This is a genomic window from Streptomyces sp. ISL-43 (assembly GCF_018614195.1).
Lineage (GTDB): Bacteria > Actinomycetota > Actinomycetes > Streptomycetales > Streptomycetaceae > Streptomyces.
On record NZ_JAGGOT010000042.1, the window covers coordinates 63,789 to 88,279 of the forward strand.

A 24,491-nucleotide genomic window follows, 5' to 3' on the forward strand; every position below is an offset into this window, starting at 1 on the left:
ACAGCGTCCAGCGCGCGCCCGCCCCACCCGTCACCCTGTCGAGCGGCGCCGGGCGACGAGGACGGGCTGGTGGAAACCGGTGTCCGCCGGGGCGTGCCACACGGCGTCGACGAAACCCGCCTCCGCGGCGAAGGCGGCCGTCTCCTCCTCCGGCAGGGCCCAGTACGTGGTGCCCGACACCTTGGTCGTCCAGGTGTCCCCGGCGGGCAGCAGCTGGAAGAACTCCAGGTCGTAGCGGGCCCCGTCGGCGTGCCAGTGCCACAGCTGGAAGGTGATCGTCCGTCCGTCCGGGCCGGTGCGCACGTGCGGGGCGTCGCTCTGCGGCCGGGTCCGGCGCAGTTCCCCGTACGGGCGGGTGGACAGGAGCAGCAGTCCGCCGGGGCGCAGCACCCGCAGTATTTCGGCCAGGGCGGCCCTTACGTGGGCGGCCGTCAGCAGGTGCGGCAGGGCGTTGTCGGCGCAGACCACCGCGTCGAAGGAGCAGTCGGGGAAGGGCAGGGCCCGCATGTCGGCTGCCACGACCGGCAGGACGAGCCCGCGCGCCCGCGCCTCGCGGGCCGCGCGGGCGGCGGAGACGGGGCTCAGGTCGCTGCCCGTGACCCGGTGGCCGGCGGCGAGACCCAGCGCCTGGGTGCCGATGCCGCAGGCGCTGTCGAGGATCCGGAGCGGTCCGGGGCCGAGAGCGCCGGTGAGCAGGGCGTCCAGGGCGCTGCCCTGGCGGGTGATGCTCGCCTGCCAGTCGGCGTACACGAGGTCGTAGCGGTCGGCGAGTTCGTCGTAGAAGCCGCGCGGATCGCGGCGGGCGGGCCGGGCATCCTGAGCACTCATGCCGGAACGCTACTCGGACAGGTTCGCGCCGGTGCGGCGGCGGCGCGTTTGGGGTGCCGGATCCCGTGCCAGGGATGGGGGCATGTCTCAGCACACAGCATCGGAGCCCACCGTCCCGGCCACCGCGGCCGGGGCCCCCGCCACCGCCGCGGTCCCCGTCCTGTCGGACGAGGTACGCGAGGCGCTCGCCCGCCGGCAGCCCGTCGTGGCCCTGGAGTCGACGATCCTCGCGCACGGCCTGCCCCGCCCGCGCAATCTGGCGGTGGGCAGGGAACTGGAGGAGCTGGTCCGGTCGGAAGGGGCCGTTCCGGCGACGATCGCGGTCATCGACGGAGTCGCGTACGCCGGTCTCGACAAGGCGCGGCTGGAGCGGATCGCGGGCGGCGAGGGCGTGCGCAAACTCGGCCACCGGGATCTGGCGCCCGCCCTCGCCACGGGCGCGACGGGCGCGACGACGGTCTCCGCGACGGCCTTCCTGGCCGAGCGGGCCGGCCTGCGGGTCTTCGCCACGGGCGGGCTGGGCGGCGTACACCGGGAGTGGGCCCGGTCGCAGGACGAGTCGGCGGATCTCTCGCTGCTGGCGCGGACGCGGATCACGGTGGTGTGCGCGGGGGTGAAGTCGATCCTGGACGTGCCGGCGACCCTGCAGCGGCTGGAGACGCTGGGGGTGGGGGTGCTGGGGTACGGGACGGATCGTTTCCCCGGCTTCTACCTGGCCGATTCCGGTGAGCCGGTGGAGTGGACGGTGGAGCGCCCGGAGCAGGTGGCGGCGGTGATGGCCGCTCAGGACGCGCTCGGCGGTCCGCGGTCGGCGCTGCTGGTCGCCAATCCGGTGCCGGAGGAGGATCAGTTGGATCCGGAGCTGCACGACCGGGTGCTGGCCGAGGCACTGTCGCAGTGCCGGGAGCGCGGGATCACGGGGCAGGCGGTGACACCGTTCCTGCTGGGGTTCCTGGTCCGCGCGACGGGAGGCGCCTCGCTGGAGGCCAATCTCGCGGCGGTACGGGGCAACGTGCGCCTCGGGGCCCGGATCGCGCGGGCCTGGGCGGCGCGGCCGTGACCGCCGTGCCGGGGGCCGCCGTGCCGGGGGCCGTGCCGGGGGCCGCCGTGCCGGGGGCCGTGCCGGGGGCCGCCGTGCCGGGGGCCGTGCCGGGGGCCGCCGTGCCGGGATCGGACGCCGCGACCGCGTCCGCCGCGTCCGCCCCGACCGCCCGGCCCGGGGCACCCGGGGCCCTGCTGGTCGTCGGGGACGTGGTGACGGACGTGGTGGCGATACATACGGAACCACTGGCTCCGGCCACCGACACCCCGGCCCGGATCCGGACCCTGCCGGGCGGCGCCGGGGCCAACGCGGCCTGCTGGGCCGCCCGTACGGGCACCGCGGAGGTACGTCTCCTCGCGCGGGTCGGCGCCGAATCGGCCCGGTGGCACGAACAGGCGCTGCTCGACGCGGGAGTGCGCCCCCGGCTGGTGATCGATCCGGCCGAGCCGACCGGGACCGTGGTCGCGCTGGTCGGCAAGGACGCGGAGCGCACCTTCCTGACCGACAGCGGGGCCGCGCTGCGCCTCTCCCCCGCCGACTGGGAGCCCGGGCTGCTGGACGGGGCCGCCCATCTCCACCTGTCCGGCTACCTGTTCTTCGCCGACGTCAGCCGGGAACTGGCCCTGGTGGCGCTGAGGGACGCCCGCGCGCGGGGGGTGCCGGTGAGCGTGGATCCGGCCTCGGCGGGATTCCTGGCCGCGCTGGGCCCGGAGCGCTTCCTGGCCGCCGTGGCGGGGGCCGGCGTACTCCTGCCGAACGAGGACGAGGCCCTGCTGCTGGCGGGGCTGACGAAGGAGGCCGGACCGGCCGGGGTCGCGCGGGCGGCGGCGGAGCTGAGCCGGCGGGTGCCGCTGGTGGTGGTCACCCGGGGCGCGGCCGGCGCGCTGATCGCCGAGGACGGCCGGGTGACGGCCGAGGTGGCGGCCGAGACGGCCGAGGCCGTGGACTCCACGGGCGCCGGGGACGCCTTCACCGGCGGCTTCCTCACGGCCCGGCTGGCCGGGGCGGGCTCGGCGTGGGCCGCCGGGGCCGGGTGCCGGGCGGCGGCGGTGGCGGTGACCCGGCTGGGCGGGCGGCCGTAGGGCGGAGGGAGACCGTACGGCCGCGCGGGGAGGTGTTACGACGTGTACTGCTGGTCGAGCGAGTCGATCACGCCCGTGCCGTCCAGGTGGTAGCGGAAGACGCGGCCCTGGTCGGGATGGGCGATCAGCCAGTCGATGAGCTGCTGGAGGGTGATCGGCTGGCTCACCGTGCTCGCGATGACCGGGGTGACGGCCGTGATCTTGGCGTCCTCGGCGATGTTGAGGAAGGTCTCCTTGCCGACCGTCTCGAAGGGGGCGGCGTCCGCGCCGGGGGCGGCGCAGCCCCAGTTGCCGTGCTTGACGATCAGGCTGTGCACGCCCCCTTCGGGGGTGTAGCGGTTGACGGCGATCTCGTCGGGCGAGATGGGCATCTTGTGGTCGCAGGTGGAACCGGGCGCCGGCGTCTTGGCCTTGCCCGCCGGGGTCGCGCTCGGAGCCGGCTTCTGCGCGGACTTGGAAGGGGCCGGGGAGGGGGCCGGGGCCGAGGGGGTGGCCGTGGCCGGCGCACTGCCGGTGGGGCTCGCACCGGCGGCTCCCGTACCGGTGTCCTCGTCGTCGCCGCCGCAGCCGGTGAGGGCCAGGGTCCCGCACAGGGCGAGCGCGGCGAGCGCCGCCTGACCGCGCGTCCGTCTCCCGGACCGAACTCGTACGACGTGTCCGCGCATTGCCGTCTCCCTCTGCCAAGGCGCCACCGGGGTGGCCGCCGTCGAAGCGTGCCGTCAACGTAGCGCGCGGTATCGGACAGGGGCGATGGCCGGAACTGTTCGTCACCGTGCCGGGATCCCCCTGTTGCGGTTCCCGGACCTCCGTGACGGGGTGGGGGTGCGCCGAGGCGCTCCGGGGAGCTGCGAGGGGTGCTCCGAAGTGCTCTGCGTCAGCCGTCGCGCCGTTCGCGCAGGCCCGTCCAGGCGGGGTGGCGCGGGTCGTCAACCCGGACCAGCACGTCGGCCAGTTCCGCCGGGCCGGTCTCGGCCTCGTAGCGCGCGAAGGCGGGCAGGGTCCAGCGGGCGGACTCCTCGGTCCGGCGGGCGAGCGCCCCCGGGGAGAGGCTGATGTGGACACTGAGGTCGAAGGGGAACCAGTGGCCCAGGAGCAGCGGGCCGTGCACGATCAGCACGCCGCCGGGCGGGAGTTCGGCGTAAGGGCTGCGGGTCGCCCGGTCGGTCACCGGGTCCCAGAGGTCCGGCAGTACCCGGCCGGTGCCGCCGGGGTCGGTCGGGCCGAAGACCTCGCGCCAGAGACCGGCCGTGTCGTACCAGGCGCCGAGGTAGGAGTCCACGTCCTCGCGCCCGAACTCGAAGCGCAGGGAAGCCGGGCGCAGGAAGCCCTCGGCCGCCACGACCAGGACCGGACGGCCGCGCGGGCGCAGGTCGTCGGCGAGCTCCCCGGCGAGCACGCCGGTGCGGGCGGCGGGCGCCCCGTCGATGCCCACCCTCCGCCAGGCGCCCTCTCCTTCGTCGTCGGCCGCGCCGACGTCGAGGTGACCGGCGAGCCGCTCGGCCATCCGCTGCCATGTGATCGCTTCCAGCTGCACGAGCCCATTGTCAGTGGTGGCCCCTAACGTTTTTCACGAGGGATCACCGGCGCAAAGGGGCCGGCGGCCCGGCCTTGGGGAGGGGTCTGTCATGGCTCGGGAGACGACGTATCTGGAGCTGTCGCAGGACGACGGCGGTGCGCACAAGTTCTATGAGGTGACCGTCGACGGCACCGCCGTCTCGGTGCGGTACGGGCGCATCGGTGCGGACGGGCAGCTGCAGAACTCCTCGTTCCCGACCGTCGAGAAGGCGCGCGCCGCCGCCGCAAAGAAGGTCGGGGAGAAGGTCCGCAAGGGCTACGCCCCAGCGGTTCAGGGCGCCCGCGCGGCCCGTTCGGTGACGCGCCGCCAGGTGACGGCCACCCCCTCGACGGCGCGCGCGGCGGCTCCGGTGCTGTGGCGGTTCCGCACGGGTTCCTCTGCCTTCGGGATCCACGTGGACGAGGACCGCTGCTGGGTCGGAAATCAGGCCGGCGACGTCTATACGCTGAGCCACGGCGGTGAGGTGCTGGCCCGGTACTCACTGCCGGACGGGGTGAAATGCCTTGTGGCGGACGAGTTCTGGATATACGCGGGCTGTGACGACGGCACGGTCTACGACCTGTCGTCGAAGGTGCCGTTCGGTGCGTACGACATCGCGGCCGATGTGGACATCTTCTGGCTCGACATCCACGAGGGCGTGCTGAACGTGTCCGACCGCAACGGCGGGCTGACGGTGATCGACCACGAGGACGAGTTCCAGTGGTCCCGGCGCTCGGACGGCTCCAACGCCTGGATGGTGCGGGCGGACGAGCGGGCCGTCTACCACGGCCACAGCAAGGGCGTGACGGCCTACGCCCCGGACGGCGGGCGGCAGTTGTGGCACACGCCGACCAACGGCTCCGTGCTGTTCGGCTGGCAGGAGGACGACGCGGTGTACGCGGGGACCGGCCGCAACACCGTGCAACGGCTGTCGAAGGCGACGGGCGCGGTGGAGGCCTCGTACCGGTGCGACGCGGCCGTGTACTCGTGCGCGACCTCGCCGGACGGCCGGCACGTCTTCGCCGGTGACCTCGCCTCCTCGGTGTACTGCTTCGACGCCGACGGGCGGCGGCTGTGGAAGCTGGGCACCGGCAGCGGGGCGGCACTGTCCATGCAGTATCTGGACGAGCGGCTGTACCTGGTGACCACCGACGGATCACTGGTGTGCGTGGACGCGAGCGAGGCGGCGATCGCCGCGGCCCGGGAGGGGTCGGTGCCGACGGCGGTGGACGTGAAGTCGGCGGCCGCCCTGCCCGTCTACACCCCGGCGGCGACTCCCGCAGCGGTCGCGACGGTGTCGGTGGGATCGGTGCCCGCGGGCGGTGTGGTCGTGGAGTGCGTCCAGCAGGGCGGCCGGATGCGCGTCCAGGTGGTGTCGGGCGGCTTCGAACCCTCCTGGAACGTGCAGTTCCCGCGCGGGATACGGGAGGCCGGCGCCCGGTACGTGGTGGACGGACTGCACGCGGCGTCCGGAGGCTTCTACCGCGTGCGCGGGGAGATACGCCGGCTCGTCTGACCCGGTTCGCGGCGGACCGGACCCACCGGGTTCCGCACGGCGGGCCGGTTCACCTGGTACGGGTGGGGCACGCGCACGGCATGGCACCGGGCGGCGCCTCGGCGGGCAGTGCGAAGGGGTCGCCTTCGGCGAGGGCGGCGGTCACGTGGAGCACGACGGGCTGCTTGCCCAGGTTGCGGCCGAGGTGGACGTGCCGGATTCCGGCCGGCTCGACGAAGCCTGCTCCGACGTGGTGCACCTCGACGGTGCCGTCGTGCAGGATCCGGGTCAGGGTCCCGGACTTGACCACCGCGATCAGCGGGACGCGGTGGTAGTGCCAGCCGGTGCAGCCGCCCGGCTCTATGGTGATCTCTCTCGCCACGAGATCGGAGGCGGCCTCCACTTTGGGGCGACGAGCCGTCGCCTGGGGGCGCCGTGCCGTCGCCTGCCGTCCAGCCATGTCTTCCTCCTCCATGGGCCCGCCTCGGCCCACCTGTTCAAGGTAGGAGGAGATCACGACACCGGGGAAGACTCTGTGAAAGGACAACTACCTATACGTACAAGGTGATATACGGCCAGTACGGCGGTATTACATCGGCATGAGCCTGGTCGTTTTCGAGTCGACGAAGCAGATCCACTGCGCGGAGTGCAGGCAGGGACCGCTACGGCACCTCGTCCGCGAGGCCGGCGTACCCCGCTGTCTGGACTGCGCCGACCTCGGACACCTCGTGTACCTGCCGCGCGGCGACACGGCCCTCACCCGCCGCGCCCACGAGGCCAGTTCGCTCTCCGCCGCCGTCGTCCGCTTCCACAAGCGCCGCCGCCGCTACGAGCGCCTGGGGCTCTTCGTCGAGGACGCCGCCCTCGCCCGCGCGGAGCGCGCCTGCCTCGCGGACGCCGAGGCGCGAGCGCGGCGCCGGGAGCGCGACCGGCTGCGGCGCGCGGCCGAGGACACCCGGTTCACGGCGGCCTTCGCCGCCGAGATCCTGCGGCTGTTCCCCGGGTGCCCCGCCGACCGGGCGCAGGCCATCGCCGCGCACGCCTCGGTGCGCGGCAGCGGCCGGGTGGGGCGCAGCGCGGCCGGCCGGGCCCTCGACGGGCCGGCCGTGTCGGCGGCGGTACGGGCCGCCGTGCGCCACCTCGACACCGAGTACGACGCCCTGCTCATGACGGGCGTCCCCCGCTTCGCCGCCCGGGCCCGGCTGCGGCCGCTCATCGACGCGGTCCTGGACGGCTGGCGGACGGAGGCCGAAGCGGCCTCCCCGTCGTCCCCGGCTTCCCGCGCGGCTAGTTGAGCCGGAAGCGGCGGTAGAGCAGCACACCGCCGAGCAGCAGGGCTCCGCCGCCGGACAGCAGGTAGCCGGCTCCGTCGGCCCCGGTGTGGGCGAGCGCCGAGGGGCCCGGCTGCGGGGCCGGCGGGGTGACGGGCCGCACGGTGACGGGCGGCTGGACGGGCGCGGTGCCCTCGGGGGTCCCGCCGTTGACGGAGGTGTTCCCGGTGGAGGAGTTGCCCACGCCGACCACGTTGACCGCGTTGCCGCTGATGTTCACGGGAACCTCGACGGGGAGCTGGAGCCCGTTGCCGGACAGCAGTCCGGGAGAATCCTTTCCGCGCCCCTCTGCCACCGCTCCTCCGCCGTTCCCCGCACCGTTTCCGGCACCGGGTTTCGAGGACTGGGACGACGGGTGCGAGGGCCGCGGCCCGGGCCCACCGGGACGGGTGCCGCCCGGCGCCTCGTTGGCGCACCGGTTCCCGGCGGCCGAGTTGAGCACGCCGCCCACGCTCACAGTGTTCCCGCACACGTTCACCGGGGTGTGCACCGGCAGCTGCACGAGGTTCCCCGACAGCAGCCCCGGCGAACGCTCGGCCCGCCCGGCCGCGTCCGCGTCGGCGTGGGCGAGGCCGCCCACTCCCGCGACCGCCAGTCCACCTCCCGCAACCACCGCCGCGATCAAGCCATTCCGACGACTGTGACGCATCAGTTTTCCTGCCTTCCGGAGGAGTCCACGGGTGTTGCACCCGTACCGGAAACAACGCGCTAAACCCATTCGGGTTATAGAGCCGGTAGGCATTTCACTCCATCGTGTACTGGGTAATCCCTACTTCATGACTCGCCCGCTGCTCCTCCTCGACGTGGACGGCCCCCTCAATCCCTTCCGTTCCCCCCTCGCGGGTCTGCGCGGATACACCCGCCACCGGATGTGGCCGACGGTCTGGCTGTCCTACCGCGTGCCGGATTCCCGCCGCGCCCGGCGCGGCCTGCGGGTGCGCCTGCACCCGGCGCACGGCGCCCGCCTGCTGGCCCTGCCGTACGAACTCGCCTGGGCCACCACCTGGATGCACGAGGCCAACACGATGATCGCCCCGCACATCGGACTTCCCGCTGATCTTCCTGTCATCGAATGGCCGGAACTCTTCGCCCGCGATCCCGACGGCCTCTCCTGGAAGACCCGCCACCTCATCGACTGGGCGGCCGGCCGCCCCTTCGCCTGGGTCGACGACATGATCACGCCCCACGACCGCGCCTGGGTCGCCGCCCACCACCCGGCCCCGGCCCTGCTCCTGCACGTCCACCCCCGCCGCGGCCTACGCGCCCGCGACTTCACCACCCTGAACCGCTGGGCGGCCGGGCTCAGCGCAGAAGAGCCGTGACCGGGTCCGGGGAAGGGCGGCCCGTGGGCCACCAGTCGTCGTCGCCCAAGCGGTTCTCGTAGGCGTACCAGAGGGCGTCACGGCCGAGGCGAAGCTGGCGGGAGGAGCCCGTGAGGCGGTTGCGGTCGGGGCGGAAGGAGCCCTGGGCGGCGGCGAGGAGCACCGGGCGGGCCCGGTCGAAGGGGCCGGCCGGCGGGTCCCACGGCTCTTCCAGGGCGAGCAGGGCGGGCAGACCGCCCTGCCTCCAGGCGGCCGCGCCCCGGGCGAGGTCGGTCGTGCTGCGGCCCGTGGCGTGGGCCAGTTCCCGGTAGAGGGCGCGGGTGGCGCCGGTGAGCCCGGCCGTGGGGTGCGCCGAGGCCAGCCGGACGGCGTCCTGCCAGCGGGTCAGCCCGGCCATCGGATCCTCGCCGGTGCTCAGCAGGGCCAGGGCGCGGGCGGCCGCGTCCCCGGCGAGCTGGTCGAGGGCGAGCGGGTCCGGGGCGGCGGGGTCGGCCGGATACGCGGGCGGCACTCCGACGGCGGCGGGCGCCGCGAGCGGGGCGGGCAGTGGCGGCAGGACGGCGCGGGCGAGCGCCTCGCGGGCCGGCACCCCGGGGAAGTCCGGTGCCGTGTCGGGCTGTTCGCGCGCCGCGTGGGCGGCGTTGCGGCGGGTGAGCTCCTCCAGCAGCTCCCGCTCGCCGCGCCCGCGCAGGAGCAGCAGGACGAAGGGGTCACCGTCCAGGAGGCGGGCCGCGCGGTAGCAGAGAGCGGCGGCGTGCTTGCACGGCGGGCGGGCGACGTCCGGGCAGGAGCAGTGTGCCGCGAGCTCGCCCGCGGCGGGCAGGACCGTCTCCGCGAGGGACTCCGGCACCTCCCGCTCCAGCAGTGCCGCGAGCGCCGTCGGATCGGCCGCGACGGCCTCCAGGAGCTCGCGCCACTCGGCGTCCGCGAAGGCGGGCAGGGACAACTCGGTGCGGTACGGGCGCGGGCGGCTGCCCCGTACGTAGGCCACGATCCGGCCCGGTGTGATGGTGACGGCGTCGACATGGCCCTCGGCGGCATACGTCCGCCCCCGGGCCAGGCGGGCTCCGTCGCCGGCCACCGCTTCGAGCGCCGACACCCAGGCCCGGCCCCACCAGCTGACGGCCTCCACCCCGGGCGGCACGGTCTCGAAGGTGCGGCGGCGGTCGTCCCGCGCGGTGATCACGCGGGCCTGCGCAGGGAGACGAGGTCGGCCAGCTCGCGGTCGGTCAGCTCGGTCAGCGCCGCCTCGCCGGAGCCGAGCACGGCATCGGCCAGGGCCCGCTTCGCTTCGAGCATCTCGGCGATCCGGTCCTCCACGGTGCCTTCCGCGATGATGCGGTGGACCTGGACGGGCTGGGTCTGGCCGATGCGGTAGGCGCGGTCGGTGGCCTGCTCCTCGACGGCCGGGTTCCACCAGCGGTCGTAGTGGATGACGTGGCCGGCCCGGGTGAGGTTGAGGCCGGTGCCCGCGGCCTTGAGGGAGAGCAGGAAGACGGGGGCCTCGCCCGCCTGGAAGCGGTCCACGAGCTCCTCTCGGCGGGCCACGGGCGTGCCCCCGTGCAGGAGTTGGTGGGAGATCCCGCGCGCCGTCAGATGCCGCTCGATGATGCGGGCCATCGTCACGTACTGCGTGAAGACCAGCACCGAGCCGCCCTCGGCCAGGATCGTGTCGAGCAGCTCGTCCAGCAGGGCCAGCTTCCCGGAGCGGTGCGCGATCCGGGGTTGGTCCTCCTTCAAGCTGTGTTCTTTCAAATACTGCGCGGGGTGGTTGCAGATCTGCTTGAGCGAGGCCAGCAACTTCATGATCATGCCGCGCCGCTCGATGCCCTCGCTCGCGCCGATCACTGCCATCGCCTCGTCGACCGCCGCCTGGTAGAGCGAGGCCTGCTCGCGGGTCAGCGACACGGGGTGGTCGGTCTCCGTCTTGGGCGGCAGCTCGGGCGCGATCCCGGGATCGGACTTCTTGCGCCGCAGCAGGAACGGCCGTACCAGCGCGGCCAGCCGGGCGACCGCCGCCTCGTTGCCGCCGTCCTCCTCCGTCTGGTGCTCCACCGGCCGTGCGTGCCGGGCCCGGAACGCGGTGAGCGGGCCGAGGAGCCCCGGTGTGGTCCAGTCGAGGAGCGCCCACAGCTCGGAGAGGTTGTTCTCCACCGGAGTACCGGTCAGCGCCACGCGCGCGGGCGCCGGGATCGTGCGCAGCGCCTTCGCCGTCGCCGAGTGCGGGTTCTTGACGTGCTGGGCCTCATCGGCGACGACCATGCCCCAGGGCTGTTCGGCCAGCCGGGCGGCCCCCGCGCGCATCGTCCCGTAGGTGGTGAGGACGAATCCGCCGTCGAGTCCTTCGAGGCTGCGGCCGGCCCCGTGGAAACGGCGCACCGGGGTGCCGGGAGCGAACCTCTCGATCTCCCGCTGCCAGTTGCCCAGCAGCGAGGCCGGGCAGACCACCAGCGTCGGCTCGGGGCGGTCGCGATGCAGGTGGAGGGCGATCAGCGTGATCGTCTTGCCCAATCCCATGTCGTCGGCGAGGCAGCCGCCGAGTCCGAGCGAGGTCATCAGGTCCAGCCAGGCCAGACCGCGTGCCTGGTAGTCGCGCAGGGTGGCCTTGAGCCCGGCCGGCTGGGGCAGCGGGGCGAGCTCCCCGGTCAGCCGGTCCCGCAGGGCGGCGAGCGCCCCGACGGGGACCGCCGCCACCGGCTCCCCCTCGACCTCCGTCGTCCCCGACAGGACGGCGGCCAGCGCGTCCACCGGGTCCAGCAGGCCCAGCTCCCGCTTGCGCGCCTTGCGCACCAGCTCCGGATCGACCCGCACCCACTGGTCCCGCAGCCGCACCACGGGCCGGTGGGCCTGCGCGAGCGCGTCCATCTCCCCCGGGGTGAGCCGGTCGCCGCCGAGCGCCAGCTCCCAGGAGAAGGCGAAGAGGTGATCGGCGTCGAAGAAGGCGGTGCCGTCGGTGGCGGAACCGGGTGCGGTGGACCGTACGACCGCGGTCGCCGACAGCGTACGGGCCAGCTCGCGCGGCCAGTGGACGGGGACTCCCGCCTCCGCCAGCCGGGTCGCGGCGCGGCCGAGCAGGTCTTCCAGTTCGGGATCCGAGAGGGCCAGGACATCGGGGACGGGCTGGTCCAGCAGGCGCAGCAGCGGTGGCCAGACCCGGGCCGCCCGGCGCAGTGCGAGCACGGCGTCGATCCGGGCGCGGGGTCCGAAGCCCGCCGCGGCGGCCCCCGCCCAGAGCATCGAGGCGTCCGTGACCAGGGTCGGGTCGGCGAGGCTGTGCACCTGGACGACGGCGGCTCCGGCACGGCGGGTGTCCTCGTCGTCCTCCGCCTCGTCGAAGAGGCGGAAGGAGGACAGGTCGAGCCGCAGCGAGAGGCCGACGCCGGTGTCCGCGCCGGAGGCGACCTGCGCCACCCAGTCCCCCATGCCCGGGACGTGCTGCGGCTCCCGGGCGGCGAACGGCCGGCCCGCAGCGAAGGGCGCCGCCGGGGTCCGGGGCAGGCTGTCGGCGACGGCGTCGAGGAACGCCCGGACCAGCGCCACCGGTTCGGGCAGCTGAAGCGGGCGGCGGCCGGCGAGTGGGGTGGCGTACCCCTCGTGGGGCAGCGCGGCAGCGACCGCGCGCAGGTGCCCGATGTCCTCGGCGTCGAGGGGCCCTGCCCGCCAGGCGTCGATCCCCTCGGGGGTCAGGCCGGGCAGCAGGCGACCCCGGGCCACGAGGGTGAGCGCCTGGACGGCGGCGGTCCCCCAGGCGCGGGTCGCGGGATGCGCGGCGGGGCTGCGGACCGCGCGGACGAGCAGGGGCAGGGCGGCGGTCACCGTGAGGGTGACGGCGGGCACGGTCCGGCTGCGGACCCCCTCGCCGTGCGGGCGGACGACGGTGAGCGGGGCCGGGGTGCCACCGCGGCCGCCTTCGCCTCCGCCTCCGTCGTCGGCGGGCAGAGGGCTGCCGTCGGGTGCCCAGAAGGCGATGCGGCTCTCGCGGGGGACGGCGGCGGGCAGGAACACGGCGGCATGGCGGAGCAGCGCGGACGGCTCCGCCGGTGCTTGCCGCTGCGTCATGGTGTCCCCCTCTCGCCGTCGGACGGTCAGACGGATCCCGTCTGCCGCCGAGTCTAGGCGCGAGCACTGACAATCCCGCTGACCTGCACCTTCACCCCGGAGGCCCGGGGGCCGGCGGCGGAAGGGGGGAGTCAGCGGGCCCAGCGGCCCTGTTCGTACGCGAAGCCGTACACCGGCCGGCCCGGGGCCGCCGCGGACGTGCGCCAGGGATGGCCGTCCGCGTCGACGCGGAGGGTGCCGGAACCCGTGGAGGAGGTCCAGCGCAGGTCCAGGTACCAGTCGCAGTCGCAGCCGGTGGTGGTGGCCTCCACGCGCAGGACGGCCGGTTCGGCGGCCGAGACCCTGAGCGGGAAGGCGGGGGCCTCGATGTCCTCCCCCGCGTCGTTGCCGGCCACGGGCCGGGCCAGCGGGCGCGGGACGTCCAGGTTGACCGCGAAGCCGGCCGGGGTGAGCGCCCCGCCGCAGCCCTGCGACATCCGGTAGACGTTCCACGGCAGCGGGCTCCGCCGCGCGGCCACCCGTACCTGGAGGTCCTGTAAGACCACGGAGTCCGGACCCGTGCCGTGCAGGGTCACCTCCACGATCTGTGTCTCCGCGTGCACGGCCCCGCGGCCCGCCGCCCACCCCGGCGCGTCCGCCTCCACCGGCGGCGGGGGCACCGCCGACGGTCCCGGCTCGACGAGGTACGCGTGGTCGCAGCCGGACGCCCACACGTGCGACCGTACGGCCGCCCGCAGCGGCGCAGGCATCGGCACCGGCACCGCTGCCGACGCCCCGGAGCCGGGAGCTTTCGCGGTCGCAGTCGCGGTCGCGGTCGCAGTCGCGGTCGCGGTCGGCCCGGCCTGCGGCGCGCGCGGGTCCGGACCCGTCGGATCCGTCCCCGTCAGGGCCACGACTCCCGCCGCGAGCGCCGCCACCCCCGCGGCAGCCACCGCCCCGGCCAGGAACCGGCGCCTCCGCCGCGGCACGGGCACGTCCGGCACAGCCGGCACGTCCGGCACGTCCGGCACGTCCGGCACGTCCGGCACGTCCGGCGCCCCGATAGTTTCGAGCCCCTCCCGGATCTCCAGCACCGCCGGCACCGCCGGCACCGCCGGCACCGCCGGCACCGCCGGCACCGCCGGCACCACCGGCACCACCGGCACCTCCCGGACCACCCGCCCCGGCCCCTCCCCCTCCCCCCGTCCCGCCGCCCTGCGCCGGGCATCCGCGAGCAGCCACGCCCGGTGCAGGTCCACCGCCTCCCCCTGCGTGGCCCCGCAGGCCCGCGCGAAGCGGTCCACCGCCGCGAACTCCGCGGGCACCGCCTCCCCGTTGCAGTACCGGTGCAGGGTCGAGGTACTCGTGTGCAGCCGCCGCGCGAGCACCCCGTAGCTCAGCCCGGACCGGTCCTTCAGCTCCCGCATCAACCGCGCGAACGACTCCGCCTCGGCCGACCTCTCCGCCTCACCCACCCTGTCCCCCCGTCCCGCGACGCCGTTCCATGCAGGGGGTGTTCCCCCAGGTGACGGCCCGTACGGCCGTTCCAGTGTCCCGGTTCCTCCACAAACCGTCGCCCGACGCCCCGGGCCGGGTAGAGGCTCTTCGCGGACACCACCGCACCGACGACCGACGACCGACACGGGGAGAACCGACCATGTTCCGACGCAGCACCCAGACCACCGCGATCCTCGCGGCAGCGGCGGCGGCGGCCGCCGCCCTCGTCCTCACCGCCTCCACCGCGGCCGCGGCCGCCACCGCGCCCGGGTTCATCGGCGGCGCCGACCTGCCCCCGCACCCGGGCTCGCCCTGGTTCGCCGGCAAGGTCACCAAAGGACTGCCCGAGTTCGCGCCGTTCTGCCTGGAGGGGGTACTCCCGGCGGCCGGAAGCTGGCACCGCGCCTTCGGCACCGAGTTCGACACGGGAGCGGTCCAGGTCTCCGTACGCGCCTCCTCCGCCGGCGCGGCCGCCAAGCTCGCCGCCTCCCTGGAGCGGGAGGTGGCCACCTGCGCCGCCGACTGGCTGCGGACGACCCCGGGCGGGACGGCCTCCTGGCAGGACTACGGGAAGCTCTCCGTCGAGGAGGGCGCGCACGTCTACGGGGTGCACACCTCGATCCCGGATTCCGAGCCCGGTGCGCACCTCTACGGGATCGGGCGCGACGGCTCCACCGTGACGGTCGTGGAGTGGGGGCAGATGGGGAACCTTTCCGACGCGCCCGTCCCGGCCTTCAAGAAGACGACGGCCACGGCCGTGAACAAGCTCAACCCCTGACGCGGCGCTCCCCTGACGCGGCGCTCCGCCGGTGGGACCATGGAAGGAGGCCGGGCGAAGCGGGACGACCACGTCGAGGCGATGGCCATGCGAACAGGAAGCGAACCGGTGACCGCCCGCAGCGCACTGCGGCTGCGGTTCTGGCTGAGCCTGTGGGGGCTGATCTGGGCCGGCGCCGGGGCGGCGGCGTTCGCGCTCGCCGCCCGGTTCGGCTGGGCTGCCGCGTGCGCCGCCATCGCCGTGGTCGCCGCGGTGGACCTGGCCGTCGTACTGCACCACATCCGCCAGGGCCCGCACTATCAGCCGGGCCGGGACGTCCCCCCGTACGAGCCCCCGGAGCAGCGGTAGCGGGCCGCAACGGCTCCCCGGAAGGGCTATTCCTCGAAGCGGGCCGCCGCCAGGTAGTCCGGCCGGGGGTCGAGCGCGGCCGCCAGCCTGAAGTGCTTGCGGGCCTGCTCGGGCCGACCGGAGCGCTCGTGGGTGCGGGCCAGCGCGAAGTGGGCGAAGGCGTTGTCCGGCTCCCGCTCCAGGACCAGCTCGAACTCCAGCTCCGCCGGCCGCAGTTGGGCCGCCGCGAAGAAGGCCCGGGCGCGCAGCAGCCGGGCCGCGGTGTTCTCCGGATGGGCGGCTATGACCGAGTCGAGCAGTTTCACCGCTCCGCGCGGGTCACGCGCGGCGAGCAGCCGCTCGGCGGCCCGGTAGTCGATGACGTGCGTCTCGGGAGAACGCGACGAGGACGGCGAGGGCGACGGGAGCTGCGGCGTGGTGTCGGACACGGTCTCTTCCTTCCCTCTGCGGGAGCGTTCGACGCCCCGCGGCCCGCCCGCTATCGCGCCCGCGCCGTGAGCTCCGCCCACACCTTGCGCACCTGCGGCTCCAGCGCTTCCAGCGGCCCGTCGTTGTCGATCACGAGCGTGGCCACGGCGAGCCGCTGCTCCCTCGTGGCCTGCGCGGCCATTCGGGCCCGCGCCTCCCCCTCGTCCATGCCCCGCAGCGCGGTGAGCCGGGCCAGCTGGGTTTCGGGCGCCGCGTCCACCACGATGACCAGGTCGTACAGCGGCGCGAGCCCGTTCTCCGCGAGCAGCGGTACGTCGTGCACCACGATCGCGTCGGGTCCCGCGGCGGCTTCCAGCTCGGCGGACCTGGCCCCGACGAGCGGGTGCACGATCCCGTTGAGGATCCGCAGCTTCGCCGGGTCGGCGAACACGACCGACCCCAGCTTCGGCCGGTCCAGCTCGCCCCCGGGAGTCAGCACGGACTCCCCGAATGCCTCCACGACGGCCGTGAGCCCGGGCGTTCCCGGCTCCACGACCTCCCGGGCGATCCGGTCGGCGTCCACGACGACCGCCCCGTACCCCGCCAGCAGCCGCGAGACCTCGCTCTTGCCGGCGCCGATTCCGCCTGTCAGGCCAACTTTCAACATGCCCGGCAGACTAACCTCCGGGCCCCGGGCCCCGTACAGCCCCCTGGCCCGGCAAGATCCGAAAGAGACGGCCCTGGAGACGCCCTGGGGCTCAGCCCTCGCCCTCGCGCTCCGCGAGGAACCTCTCGAACTCGCGCCCGATCTCGTCCGCCGACGGGATCTCCGCAGGCTCCGCGATCATGTTGCCGCGGGTCTCGGCGCCGGCTGCCGCGTCGTACTGGTGCTCCAGCCCCTGGACGAGGCTGACCAGCTCCTCGTCGCCCTCCCGGATCTGCCGGTCGATCTCCGTCTGGGTGCGGTGCGCCTCGGTGCGCAGCGAGTGCGCGACCGCCGGCAGGACCAGCCCGGTCGCGGCCGTGATCGCCTCCAGGGTCGTCAGCGCGGCGTCCGGGTACGGCGAGCGCGCCACGTAGTGCGGTACGTGGGCGGCGACGCCCAGCACGTCGTGGCCGGCCTGGCCGAGGCGGAACTCCACCAGCGACTCGGCGCTGCCCGGCACCTGCGCCTCGTCGAAGGGGCTGCGGTGGCCCGGCATGAGGTCGGTCCGGTTGCCGTGCGGGGTGATCCCGACCGGCCGGGTGTGCGGGACGCCCATGGGGATGCCGTGGAAGTTCACGGAGAGCCGGACGCCGAGACGCTCGACGACCTGCCGGACGGCGACGGCGAAGCGCTCCCACTCCACGTCCGGCTCGGGGCCGGACAGCAGCAGGAAGGGCGCGCCCGTGGCGTCCTGGACGAGGCGCAGCTCCAGGAGGGGCTCCTCGAACTCCGTCCAGTGGTCGCGCTGGAAGGTCAGCAGCGGGCGGCGGGCCCGGTAGTCCACCAGCCGGTCCGCGTCGAAGCGGGCCACGACCTGGTGGGGCAGCGTGTCGAGCAGCCGCTCGACGATCTGCTCACCGGTCTCGCCCGCGTCGATGTACCCCTCGAAGTGGTAGAGCATGACCAGCCCGGCCGAGTCCTGGGCGAGTGCCAGGTCGGCCACCGCCAGGCCCTTGGCGTCCCATTCGTACAAACCCTGTGGATCAAGCACCGTCACCACTCCTCCTCGCCGCGTTCTCTGCGAAGAACGTCCAAAGAGCCGTGACCATTCCCCAGTTGGCGGTATTCACCGGAACCCGTGCGATCTCCGCGATCTTCGCGGCCCGTCCCGTCCCTGCCCGGCCGCCCCTGCCCGAACCGGCTCGGCCCGATCCCGCCCGTACAACGCGGTAAGGCCCGCCCCCCAGAGGGGACGGGCCTTACCGTTGAACATCAGCTCAGCTCACACCGCACGCGAGCGGGCGGCGTGTCGCGCTGCTGCGATCAGCTCTGGCCGCCGGCCAGCTTCTCGCGGAGCGCGGCCAGGGCCTCGTCCGACGCCAGGGCGCCGGAGGTCTCGTCCGCGCCCTCGGAGGAGTACGAACCACCCGAGATGCCCGCACCAGCGCTGCTGCTGCCACCGGCGGCCGGAGCGGCCGCACCCTCGGCAGCGGCGGCCTCGTCGGCCTCGCGGCTCTTGATGACCTGCGCCTGGTGCTGCTCGAAGCGCTGCTGCGCCTCGGCGTACTGGGTCTCCCAGGCCTCGCGCTGCTTGTCGAAGCCCTCGAGCCAGTCGTTGGTCTCGGGGTCGAAGCCCTCGGGGTAGATGTAGTTGCCCTGGTCGTCGTAAGACGCGGCCATGCCGTACAGGGTCGGGTCGAACTCGACCGACGCCGGGTCGGCACCGAAGGACTCGTTGGCCTGCTTCAGCGACAGCGAGATCCGGCGACGCTCAAGGTCGATGTCGATGACCTTGACGAAGATCTCGTCGTTGACCTGGACGACCTGCTCCGGGATCTCCACGTGGCGCTCGGCCAGCTCGGAGATGTGGACCAGACCCTCGATGCCCTCGTCCACGCGGACGAACGCACCGAACGGAACCAGCTTGGTGACCTTACCCGGGACGACCTGACCGATCTGGTGCGTCCGGGCGAACTGCTGCCACGGGTCTTCCTGCGTCGCCTTCAGCGACAGGGAGACACGCTCGCGGTCCATGTCGACGTCGAGGACCTCGACGGTGACTTCCTGGCCGACCTCGACAACCTCGGACGGGTGGTCGATGTGCTTCCAGGACAGCTCGGAGACGTGGACGAGACCGTCGACGCCGCCCAGGTCCACGAAGGCACCGAAGTTGACGATCGAGGAAACGACGCCGGAGCGGACCTGACCCTTCTGCAGGGTGGTGAGGAACGTCTGGCGAACCTCGGACTGGGTCTGCTCGAGCCAGGCGCGGCGGGACAGGACCACGTTGTTGCGGTTCTTGTCCAGCTCGATGATCTTCGCCTCGAGCTCCTTGCCCACGTAGGGCTGGAGGTCGCGGACGCGACGCATCTCGACGAGGGAGGCCGGCAGGAAGCCGCGGAGGCCGATGTCGAGGATGAGACCACCCTTGACGACCTCGATGACGGTACCGGTGACGATGCCGTCTTCTTCCTTGATCTTCTCGATCGTGCCCCAGGCGCGCTCGTACTGCGCGCGCTTCTTGGACAGGATGAGACGGCCTTCCTTGTCCTCCTTCTGGAGAACCAGGGCCTCGATCTCGTCGCCGACCTTGACGACGTCGTTCGGGTCGACATCGTGCTTGATCGAGAGCTCGCGGCTCGGGATGACGCCCTCGGTCTTGTAACCGATGTCGAGGAGAACCTCGTCCCGGTCCACCTTCACGATGACGCCGTCGACGATGTCGCCGTCGTTGAAGTACTTGATCGTCTCGTCGATCGCGGCGAGGAACGCTGCCTCGTCACCGATGTCGTTGACCGCAACCTGCGGAGTGGTGGCGGTGGTCTCGGTGCTGCTCGTCATGTGGGTAAGGGCTCCGGTTACGGACAGAAAGTCGTAGGTACTGCTACGCCGGGAGCCCTTATCGGCATCTGCCGAAGAAGCCGGACAGCCAAGGAAGCCCCAGTTCCGCGAGAGCGGGGTGGGGGCCTCGAAAACCGAGGGGTCATCAACAGATACAAGCGCAGCCTGCTAGGTCTGAGGAGCACAGGCTCGCAGCGCAACTTGTAGCATACGGGGACAGCCGGACAGGGTCAATGCGCGAAGGCGCACACCTCGGGCGGATCGCCACACAACCGGCACAATTAGTGAGCGGGCAGGCGCCGATGGCCCTTCCCGCCCGCTTTCCGCAGACATTCGCAGACTACGACGACAGGCCCCATGAACCAAGAGGACTACGCCCCCGAAGAAGCGTACGAAGCCGGCTCGGCCGCCGAGGACGACTCCGAGGCCACCCGGCGTGACGCGGGGGATGCGGAGAGCAGCCGGGCCAGCCGCGGCTGGTGGGACCGCAACGCCGACGAGTACCAGAGCGAGCACGGAGCGTTCCTCGGCGACGACCGCTTCGTCTGGGGACCCGAGGGCCTGGACGAGGCGGAGGCGGCCCTCCTCGGCCCCGCCGCCTCCCTCAAGGACAAGGACGTCCTGGAGATCGGCGCCGGCGCCGCCCAGTGCTCGCGCTGGCTGGCCGCCCAGGGAGCCCGCCCCGTCGCCCTGGACCTCTCCCACCGCCAGCTCCAGCACGCCCTGCGCATCGGCGAGGACGTCCCCCTGGTCGAGGCCGACGCCGGCCGGCTGCCCTTCCGCGACGGCTCCTTCGACCTCGCCTGCTCCGCCTACGGCGCCGTCCCCTTCGTCGCCGACCCCGTGAACGTGATGCGCGAGGTGCGCCGCGTCCTGCGCCCCGGCGGCCGCTGGGTCTTCTCCGTCACCCACCCGATCCGCTGGGCCTTCCCCGACGAGCCCGGGCCCGAGGGGCTGTCCGTCTCCGCCTCCTACTTCGACCGCACCCCCTACGTCGAGCAGGACGAGCAGGGCCGCGCCGTATATGTGGAGCACCACCGCACCCTCGGCGACCGGGTACGGGACGTGGTCGCGGGCGGCTTCCGCCTCGTCGACCTGGTCGAGCCCGAGTGGCCCGAGTGGAACAGCCAGGAGTGGGGCGGCTGGTCCCCGCTGCGCGGCAACCTCATCCCCGGTACGGCGATCTTCGTGTGCGAGCGGGACTGAGACCGTGATCCGTACGGCCGACCTCGACTCCCTTCCCGTCCGGGAAGCCGTGCCCGCGCTCGTCTCGGCGCTGGACGCCCACGGCACCGCCGTGCTGTGCGCCCCGCCCGGGACCGGCAAGACCACGCTGGTGCCGCTGGTGCTGGCGGGGCTGACCGGGGGCGGGCCGCGCCGCCGGGTCGTGGTCGCCGAACCCCGCCGGATCGCCGCCCGGGCGGCGGCCCGCCGGATGGCCTGGCTGCTCGGCGAGCAGGTCGGCGCCTCCGTGGGCTTCACGGTGCGCGGCGAGCGGGTCGTCGGCCCCGGGACGGTGGTCGAGGTGGTCACCACCGGGGTCCTGCTCCAACGGCTCCAGCGGGACCAGGAGCTGTCCGGCACCGACCTGGTGATCTTGGACGAGTGCCACGAGCGCCATCTGGACGCCGACACGGTCGCCGCCTTCCTCCTGGACGTGCGCGAGAACCTGCGCCCCGAGCTGCGGCTCGTCGCGGCTTCGGCGACCACCGACGCGGCCGGCTGGGCCCGGGTCCTCGGTCGCGGCAGTCCCGGCGGCGCCGCCCCGGTGGTGGAGGCCGCGGGCGTCTCGTACCCGGTGGAGACCGTGTGGGCCCCGCCGGCGCGGCCGGTGCGGCCACCGCACGGGATGCGCGTGGATCCGGCGCAGCTGACGCACGTGGCCTCGGTGGTCCGGCGGGCGCTGGCGGAACGTTCCGGCGACGTCCTGTGCTTCCTCCCCGGCGTCGGCGAGATCGCCCGGGTCGCCGGGCAGCTCGGCGCGGCCGGGGCGGAGGTCCTGCAGATACACGGCCGCGCCCCGGCCGCCGTCCAGGACGCGGCGCTGTCCCCCTCGCCCCACCGCCGGGTCATCCTCTCCACCGCCGTCGCGGAGTCCAGCCTGACCGTGCCCGGCGTACGGATCGTCGTGGACTCGGGGCTGGCCCGCGAACCCCGGGTCGACCACGCGCGGGGCCTGGGCGCGCTGGCGACCGTACGGGCGTCCCGTGCGGCCGGCCGGCAGCGCGCGGGCCGGGCCGGGCGCGAGGCACCGGGCACGGTGTACCGCTGCTGGGCCGAAGCGGAGGACGGGCGGCTGCCCGCCTACCCCTCCCCCGAGATCCGGATCGCGGACCTGGCGCAGTTCGCCCTCCAGGCCGCCTGCTGGGGCGACCCCGACGCGACCGGGCTCGCCCTGCTCGACCCGCCGCCGGCCGGAGCGATGGCGGCGGCCCGCGAAGTACTGCTGGCCGTGGGCGCGGTGTCCCCTGCGGGGCAGCCCACCGCGCGGGGGGTCCGGATGGCCCGCCTCGGCCTGCACCCGCGCCTCGCCCGGGCGCTGCTCGACGGCTCCGCCGCGCTCGGAGCGCGCCGGGCGGCGGAGGTGGTGGCGCTGCTGAGCGAGGAGCCGCCCCGGGAGTACGGGGACGACCTGGCCGCCGGCTGGCGCCGGGCCCGCGCGGGCGGCGACCCGTACGCGTCCCGCTGGCGGGCGGAGGCGCGCCGCCTGGAGCGCGCGGCCGCCGACAGAGACCCTGCGGGGCACTCCGCCACCGCGCCCCTTCCCGACGACGCCGCCGCCGGGCTGGTCGCGGCGCTCGCGTTCCCGGAGCGGGTGGCGAAGGCCAAGGGCGAGGGGGCCTTCCTCATGGCCTCCGGGACCGGGGCCGAGCTCGGCGAGGGGTCAGGGCTGCGCAGCGCGCCCTGGCTGGCCGTCGCGGTCGCCGACCGGCCGCCGCACTCCGCGTCCGCCCGGGTCCGGCTCGGCGCCCTCATCGACGAGGACACCGCCCGGGCCGCCGCCGGCCATCTGTTCCGCTCGGGCGAGGAGGTGCACTGGGAGGACGGGGACCTCGTCGCCCGCAGCGTCACCCGCCTCGGTGCCGTCGAGCTCGCCGCGCGACCGCTGCGCGACCCCGACCGGGACCTCGTCCGGGCCGCCCTCCTCGACGGGCTGCGCACCGACGGGCTCGGCCTGTTGCGCTGGACCCCGGACTCGCGAGCGCTCCGGGCCCGGCTCGGTTTCCTGCACCGCACGCTCGGCGCGCCCTGGCCCGACGTGACGGACGACGGGGAACTGCTGGCCCGCGCCGACGACTGGCTGGAGCCCGAGCTGTCGCGGGCCCGCCGCCGCGCCGACCTCGCGCGGATCGACGCCGGGCAAGCGCTGAACCGGCTGCTGCCGTGGGCCACCGGCGAGGCGGCCCGGCTCGACGAGCTGGCTCCGGAGCGGATCGAGGTGCCCAGCGGCTCCCGGATCCGCGTCGACTACTCCGCCGAGCACGGACAGCCCGTACTCGCCGTGAAGCTCCAGGAGCTGTTCGGGCTGGCCGAGACCCCCCGGGTCGCGGGGGTGCCCGTACTCGTCCATCTCCTGTCGCCCGCCGGGCGGCCCGCCGCCGTCACCGCCGACCTGGCGTCCTTCTGGCAGGGCGGCTACCTCGCCGTCCGCGCCGAGCTGCGCGGCCGCTACCCCAAGCACCCGTGGCCGCAGGACCCGGCGACCGCCGAGCCCACCCGGCACACCAACGCCCGGCTCAGGCGGTGAACGGCCCGTCGTCCTCCCCGGGGCGACGGCCGCGCGCCTCCAGCAACAACGCGAGCCCGAAGAGCGCGAGCCCGCCCGCCGCGAGGCCGATCGGCGCGTAGGTGTGCAGCGCGAGCACCTTGGTCCGGTTCGACTTGACCAGGTCGACGGTGTAGTCGCTGTAGTCCTCGCGCATCTTCACGTGCCCGGCGAAGACGGTGAGCTTGCCGTCGGGTCCGCCGGACGCGATGCCGCCGCGCATCTCCTGCTTGATCTCCTGCTCGGCGTTGACGGGCGCTCCGGTCACCGGGTCGACCCAGAACATCGCCTTGGTCGAGTACCAGAGGCTGGTGCCGGTGGTCTGCTCGAAGGTGGCCGGGTCGATGCCCTCGATCGGCATCTTCTTGGGCAGCGAGACCTTCGTCCAGGGGATGGTCTGCTCGTAGTAGTAGACGTCCACGCCCTTGAACTTGCGCGGGCCGACGTAGTGGATGGGCGAGGAGCTGCGGGTCTGCGCGTCGAAGTACAGGTAGTCGCGCGGCTCGGTGAAGAACGGCCACTTGAACTCGATGCCCTCGCGCTTGACCGGGTCCCCGTCCACCGCCTCGCCGGTGGCGTGCACCGGGTCCTGGGTGTGGGCGTCGAATATGTAGCGCTCGGGGATCTGGGAGACCATCTTCCCGTCCGGCCCCATGATGTAGGTGAGCGTGTCCCAGACGACCACGTCCTTGCCGGCGCTCGCCTCGATCTCCTTCGACGCCTCGACGTTGCCCTTCAGGGTCTGGACGATGGTGACCTTGTCGACCTTCTTCGGCTCCATGCCGGTCGTGTAGTCGAGGAGGGTCGCGTCCTTCGCCTCCAGGACCACTTCCTGGTACTGGTTCGGCGGGATCTTCGCGAGCCTGGGGTACGCGTACCAGCGCAGCAGCGGTGCGAGGGCTGCGCAGAACACGGCTAGGGCCAGCAGGACAAGGCTTGCTCTGCGTCGCACGGCCGGTCCCTCCTCTACTTTCCGGGCGCGGCGGGCGCGGTGGTGAGCAGGGGCTTCGGTGAGGTCTTGCCTTCCGGAGCCCCCATCGCCGTGATGGCGAGGACGAGGAGCACCGCGAGGACGAGACCGCTGGCGGCGGCGACGATTGCGCGCATGCCGGGGCCTCCGGAATCTGATTGGTCGTCAGGGCGGGGGCACCGTAGCAACGCGGGTGACAGATGAGAACCGTTTGCGCCACCGATCACGCGGTGGCTCCTTCCGGCGGGTCCGGGCGCCGGAGTGCCGCGGCGGGCCTTACGGGGCTGCGGGGGCCTCGGGGGTGACGGCGGCTGGGGACGGCCTCGGCGTCGGCGTCGGCGTCAGCGTCGGCTCGGGGGACGGCTTGGGCTTCGCGGACGGGGAGGGCGGGGCCGAGGGGGAGGACGTGGGGCTCGGGCTCGGCGTCGGCGTGGGCTCGGGCGTCGGCGTGGGGCTGGGCGTCGGCGGGTCCGGCGTGGGCTTCGGCGAAGGTGTCGGGCTCTGTGTAGGCGTCGGGCTCGGCGTCGGCTTCGGGCTGGGCGTG

At 74.1% G+C, this 24,491-nt stretch carries 24 protein-coding genes; 10 read left to right on the forward strand and 14 right to left on the reverse strand.

The features are described 5' to 3' along the window. Positions 1-30: 30 nt before the first annotated feature. A complete protein-coding gene (locus J7F03_RS24150) occupies positions 31-828 on the reverse strand; it encodes a class I SAM-dependent methyltransferase (protein WP_214952816.1) in 798 nt (265 codons plus the stop codon). A gap of 82 nt (positions 829-910) precedes the next feature. Here J7F03_RS24150 and J7F03_RS24155 point away from each other — a divergent pair, with 82 nt between their 5' ends. After that, positions 911-1,888, forward strand: a complete 978-nt coding sequence (locus tag J7F03_RS24155; RefSeq protein ID WP_251072389.1) for a pseudouridine-5'-phosphate glycosidase — start codon at positions 911-913, stop codon at positions 1,886-1,888. A 101-nt stretch (positions 1,889-1,989) separates the two neighbouring features. Beyond that, positions 1,990-2,952 carry a carbohydrate kinase family protein gene (locus J7F03_RS24160; protein WP_374104385.1) on the forward strand — a complete coding sequence of 321 codons (963 nt, stop codon included), beginning with the start codon at positions 1,990-1,992 and terminating at the stop codon, positions 2,950-2,952. A 35-nt stretch (positions 2,953-2,987) separates the two neighbouring features. On the opposite strand, the gene J7F03_RS24165 is transcribed toward J7F03_RS24160, so the two are convergent. Together J7F03_RS24165 and J7F03_RS24170 are read right to left on the reverse strand one after the other, a co-directional pair. Next, positions 2,988-3,617 (reverse strand): hypothetical protein, encoded by a 630-nt coding sequence (locus J7F03_RS24165; RefSeq protein WP_251072390.1) that lies wholly within the window; start codon positions 3,615-3,617, stop codon positions 2,988-2,990. Between the two features lie 209 nt (positions 3,618-3,826). Continuing rightward, complete coding sequence (locus J7F03_RS24170; protein ID WP_214952821.1) at positions 3,827-4,486, reverse strand: uridine kinase; 660 nt, start codon at positions 4,484-4,486, stop codon at positions 3,827-3,829. Positions 4,487-4,577: 91 nt separating this feature from the next. Here J7F03_RS24170 and J7F03_RS24175 point away from each other — a divergent pair, with 91 nt between their 5' ends. Further along, positions 4,578-6,023 (forward strand): WGR domain-containing protein, encoded by a 1,446-nt coding sequence (locus J7F03_RS24175; RefSeq protein ID WP_214952823.1) that lies wholly within the window; start codon positions 4,578-4,580, stop codon positions 6,021-6,023. A 49-nt stretch (positions 6,024-6,072) separates the two neighbouring features. On the opposite strand, the gene J7F03_RS24180 is transcribed toward J7F03_RS24175, so the two are convergent. Beyond that, positions 6,073-6,462 carry a cupin domain-containing protein gene (locus J7F03_RS24180; RefSeq protein WP_308379937.1) on the reverse strand — a complete coding sequence of 130 codons (390 nt, stop codon included), beginning with the start codon at positions 6,460-6,462 and terminating at the stop codon, positions 6,073-6,075. 139 nt (positions 6,463-6,601) lie between these two features. Here J7F03_RS24180 and J7F03_RS24185 point away from each other — a divergent pair, with 139 nt between their 5' ends. Further along, a complete protein-coding gene (locus J7F03_RS24185; RefSeq protein ID WP_214952827.1) occupies positions 6,602-7,297 on the forward strand; it encodes a DUF2293 domain-containing protein in 696 nt (231 codons plus the stop codon). Here J7F03_RS24185 and J7F03_RS24190 read toward each other — a convergent pair. Then, entirely contained in the window at positions 7,290-7,946 is a 657-nt protein-coding gene (locus J7F03_RS24190) for a chaplin (protein ID WP_308379938.1), read from the reverse strand. The genes J7F03_RS24185 and J7F03_RS24190 overlap by 8 nt on opposite strands. Positions 7,947-8,109: 163 nt before the next feature. Between J7F03_RS24190 and J7F03_RS24195 the strand changes: the two genes are divergently transcribed. Next, the gene (locus J7F03_RS24195) at positions 8,110-8,655 is read left to right on the forward strand and encodes a hypothetical protein (RefSeq protein WP_214952831.1); all 546 of its coding nucleotides are present in this window, start codon (positions 8,110-8,112) and stop codon (positions 8,653-8,655) included. Here J7F03_RS24195 and J7F03_RS24200 read toward each other — a convergent pair. The 3 genes from J7F03_RS24200 to J7F03_RS42050 all read right to left on the reverse strand — a co-directional run bounded on the left by J7F03_RS24200 (position 8,636) and on the right by J7F03_RS42050 (position 14,168). Further along, positions 8,636-9,841, reverse strand: a complete 1,206-nt coding sequence (locus J7F03_RS24200; protein WP_214952834.1) for an SWIM zinc finger family protein — start codon at positions 9,839-9,841, stop codon at positions 8,636-8,638. The genes J7F03_RS24195 and J7F03_RS24200 overlap by 20 nt on opposite strands. Then, positions 9,838-12,714 carry a DEAD/DEAH box helicase gene (locus J7F03_RS24205; protein WP_214952835.1) on the reverse strand — a complete coding sequence of 959 codons (2,877 nt, stop codon included), beginning with the start codon at positions 12,712-12,714 and terminating at the stop codon, positions 9,838-9,840. The genes J7F03_RS24200 and J7F03_RS24205 overlap by 4 nt, the downstream gene beginning before the upstream one ends. Positions 12,715-12,845: 131 nt before the next feature. Then, complete coding sequence (locus tag J7F03_RS42050; RefSeq protein ID WP_214952837.1) at positions 12,846-14,168, reverse strand: helix-turn-helix transcriptional regulator; 1,323 nt, start codon at positions 14,166-14,168, stop codon at positions 12,846-12,848. Positions 14,169-14,350: 182 nt separating this feature from the next. Between J7F03_RS42050 and J7F03_RS24215 the strand changes: the two genes are divergently transcribed. Together J7F03_RS24215 and J7F03_RS24220 are read left to right on the forward strand one after the other, a co-directional pair. Next, positions 14,351-14,968, forward strand: coding sequence for a hypothetical protein (locus J7F03_RS24215; protein ID WP_214952838.1), 618 nt, complete (start codon positions 14,351-14,353; stop codon positions 14,966-14,968). A gap of 87 nt (positions 14,969-15,055) precedes the next feature. Beyond that, entirely contained in the window at positions 15,056-15,316 is a 261-nt protein-coding gene (locus J7F03_RS24220) for a DUF6343 family protein (RefSeq protein WP_214952955.1), read from the forward strand. A gap of 26 nt (positions 15,317-15,342) precedes the next feature. Here J7F03_RS24220 and J7F03_RS24225 read toward each other — a convergent pair whose 3' ends face one another. The 4 genes from J7F03_RS24225 to rpsA all read right to left on the reverse strand — a co-directional run bounded on the left by J7F03_RS24225 (position 15,343) and on the right by rpsA (position 19,211). Next, the gene (locus J7F03_RS24225) at positions 15,343-15,744 is read right to left on the reverse strand and encodes a tetratricopeptide repeat protein (RefSeq protein WP_214952840.1); all 402 of its coding nucleotides are present in this window, start codon (positions 15,742-15,744) and stop codon (positions 15,343-15,345) included. Positions 15,745-15,794: 50 nt separating this feature from the next. Next, a complete protein-coding gene (gene coaE, locus J7F03_RS24230; protein ID WP_214952842.1) occupies positions 15,795-16,391 on the reverse strand; it encodes a dephospho-CoA kinase in 597 nt (198 codons plus the stop codon). A gap of 91 nt (positions 16,392-16,482) precedes the next feature. Further along, a complete protein-coding gene (locus J7F03_RS24235) occupies positions 16,483-17,421 on the reverse strand; it encodes a PAC2 family protein (protein WP_214952844.1) in 939 nt (312 codons plus the stop codon). 272 nt (positions 17,422-17,693) lie between these two features. Then, the gene (gene rpsA / locus J7F03_RS24240; RefSeq protein ID WP_214952846.1) at positions 17,694-19,211 is read right to left on the reverse strand and encodes a 30S ribosomal protein S1; all 1,518 of its coding nucleotides are present in this window, start codon (positions 19,209-19,211) and stop codon (positions 17,694-17,696) included. A 357-nt stretch (positions 19,212-19,568) separates the two neighbouring features. On the opposite strand from rpsA, the gene J7F03_RS24245 reads away from it, so the two are divergent. Both J7F03_RS24245 and hrpB read left to right on the forward strand, forming a co-directional pair. Next, entirely contained in the window at positions 19,569-20,417 is an 849-nt protein-coding gene (locus J7F03_RS24245; RefSeq protein WP_214952848.1) for a class I SAM-dependent methyltransferase, read from the forward strand. 4 nt (positions 20,418-20,421) lie between these two features. Next, positions 20,422-22,959, forward strand: a complete 2,538-nt coding sequence (gene hrpB / locus J7F03_RS24250) for an ATP-dependent helicase HrpB (protein ID WP_214952850.1) — start codon at positions 20,422-20,424, stop codon at positions 22,957-22,959. Here hrpB and J7F03_RS24255 read toward each other — a convergent pair. Together J7F03_RS24255 and J7F03_RS24260 are read right to left on the reverse strand one after the other, a co-directional pair. Then, positions 22,949-23,929 (reverse strand): DUF3068 domain-containing protein, encoded by a 981-nt coding sequence (locus J7F03_RS24255; RefSeq protein ID WP_214952852.1) that lies wholly within the window; start codon positions 23,927-23,929, stop codon positions 22,949-22,951. The two genes, hrpB and J7F03_RS24255, sit on opposite strands and share 11 nt — an antisense overlap. 14 nt (positions 23,930-23,943) lie before the next feature. Continuing rightward, positions 23,944-24,084: an SPW_0924 family protein gene (locus J7F03_RS24260; protein ID WP_112450779.1), complete on the reverse strand. Its 141-nt coding sequence runs from the start codon at positions 24,082-24,084 to the stop codon at positions 23,944-23,946. A gap of 164 nt (positions 24,085-24,248) precedes the next feature. On the opposite strand from J7F03_RS24260, the gene J7F03_RS24265 reads away from it, so the two are divergent. Then, the coding region (locus J7F03_RS24265; RefSeq protein WP_374104384.1) for a hypothetical protein at positions 24,249-24,491 on the forward strand (243 nt) is incomplete at its 3' end.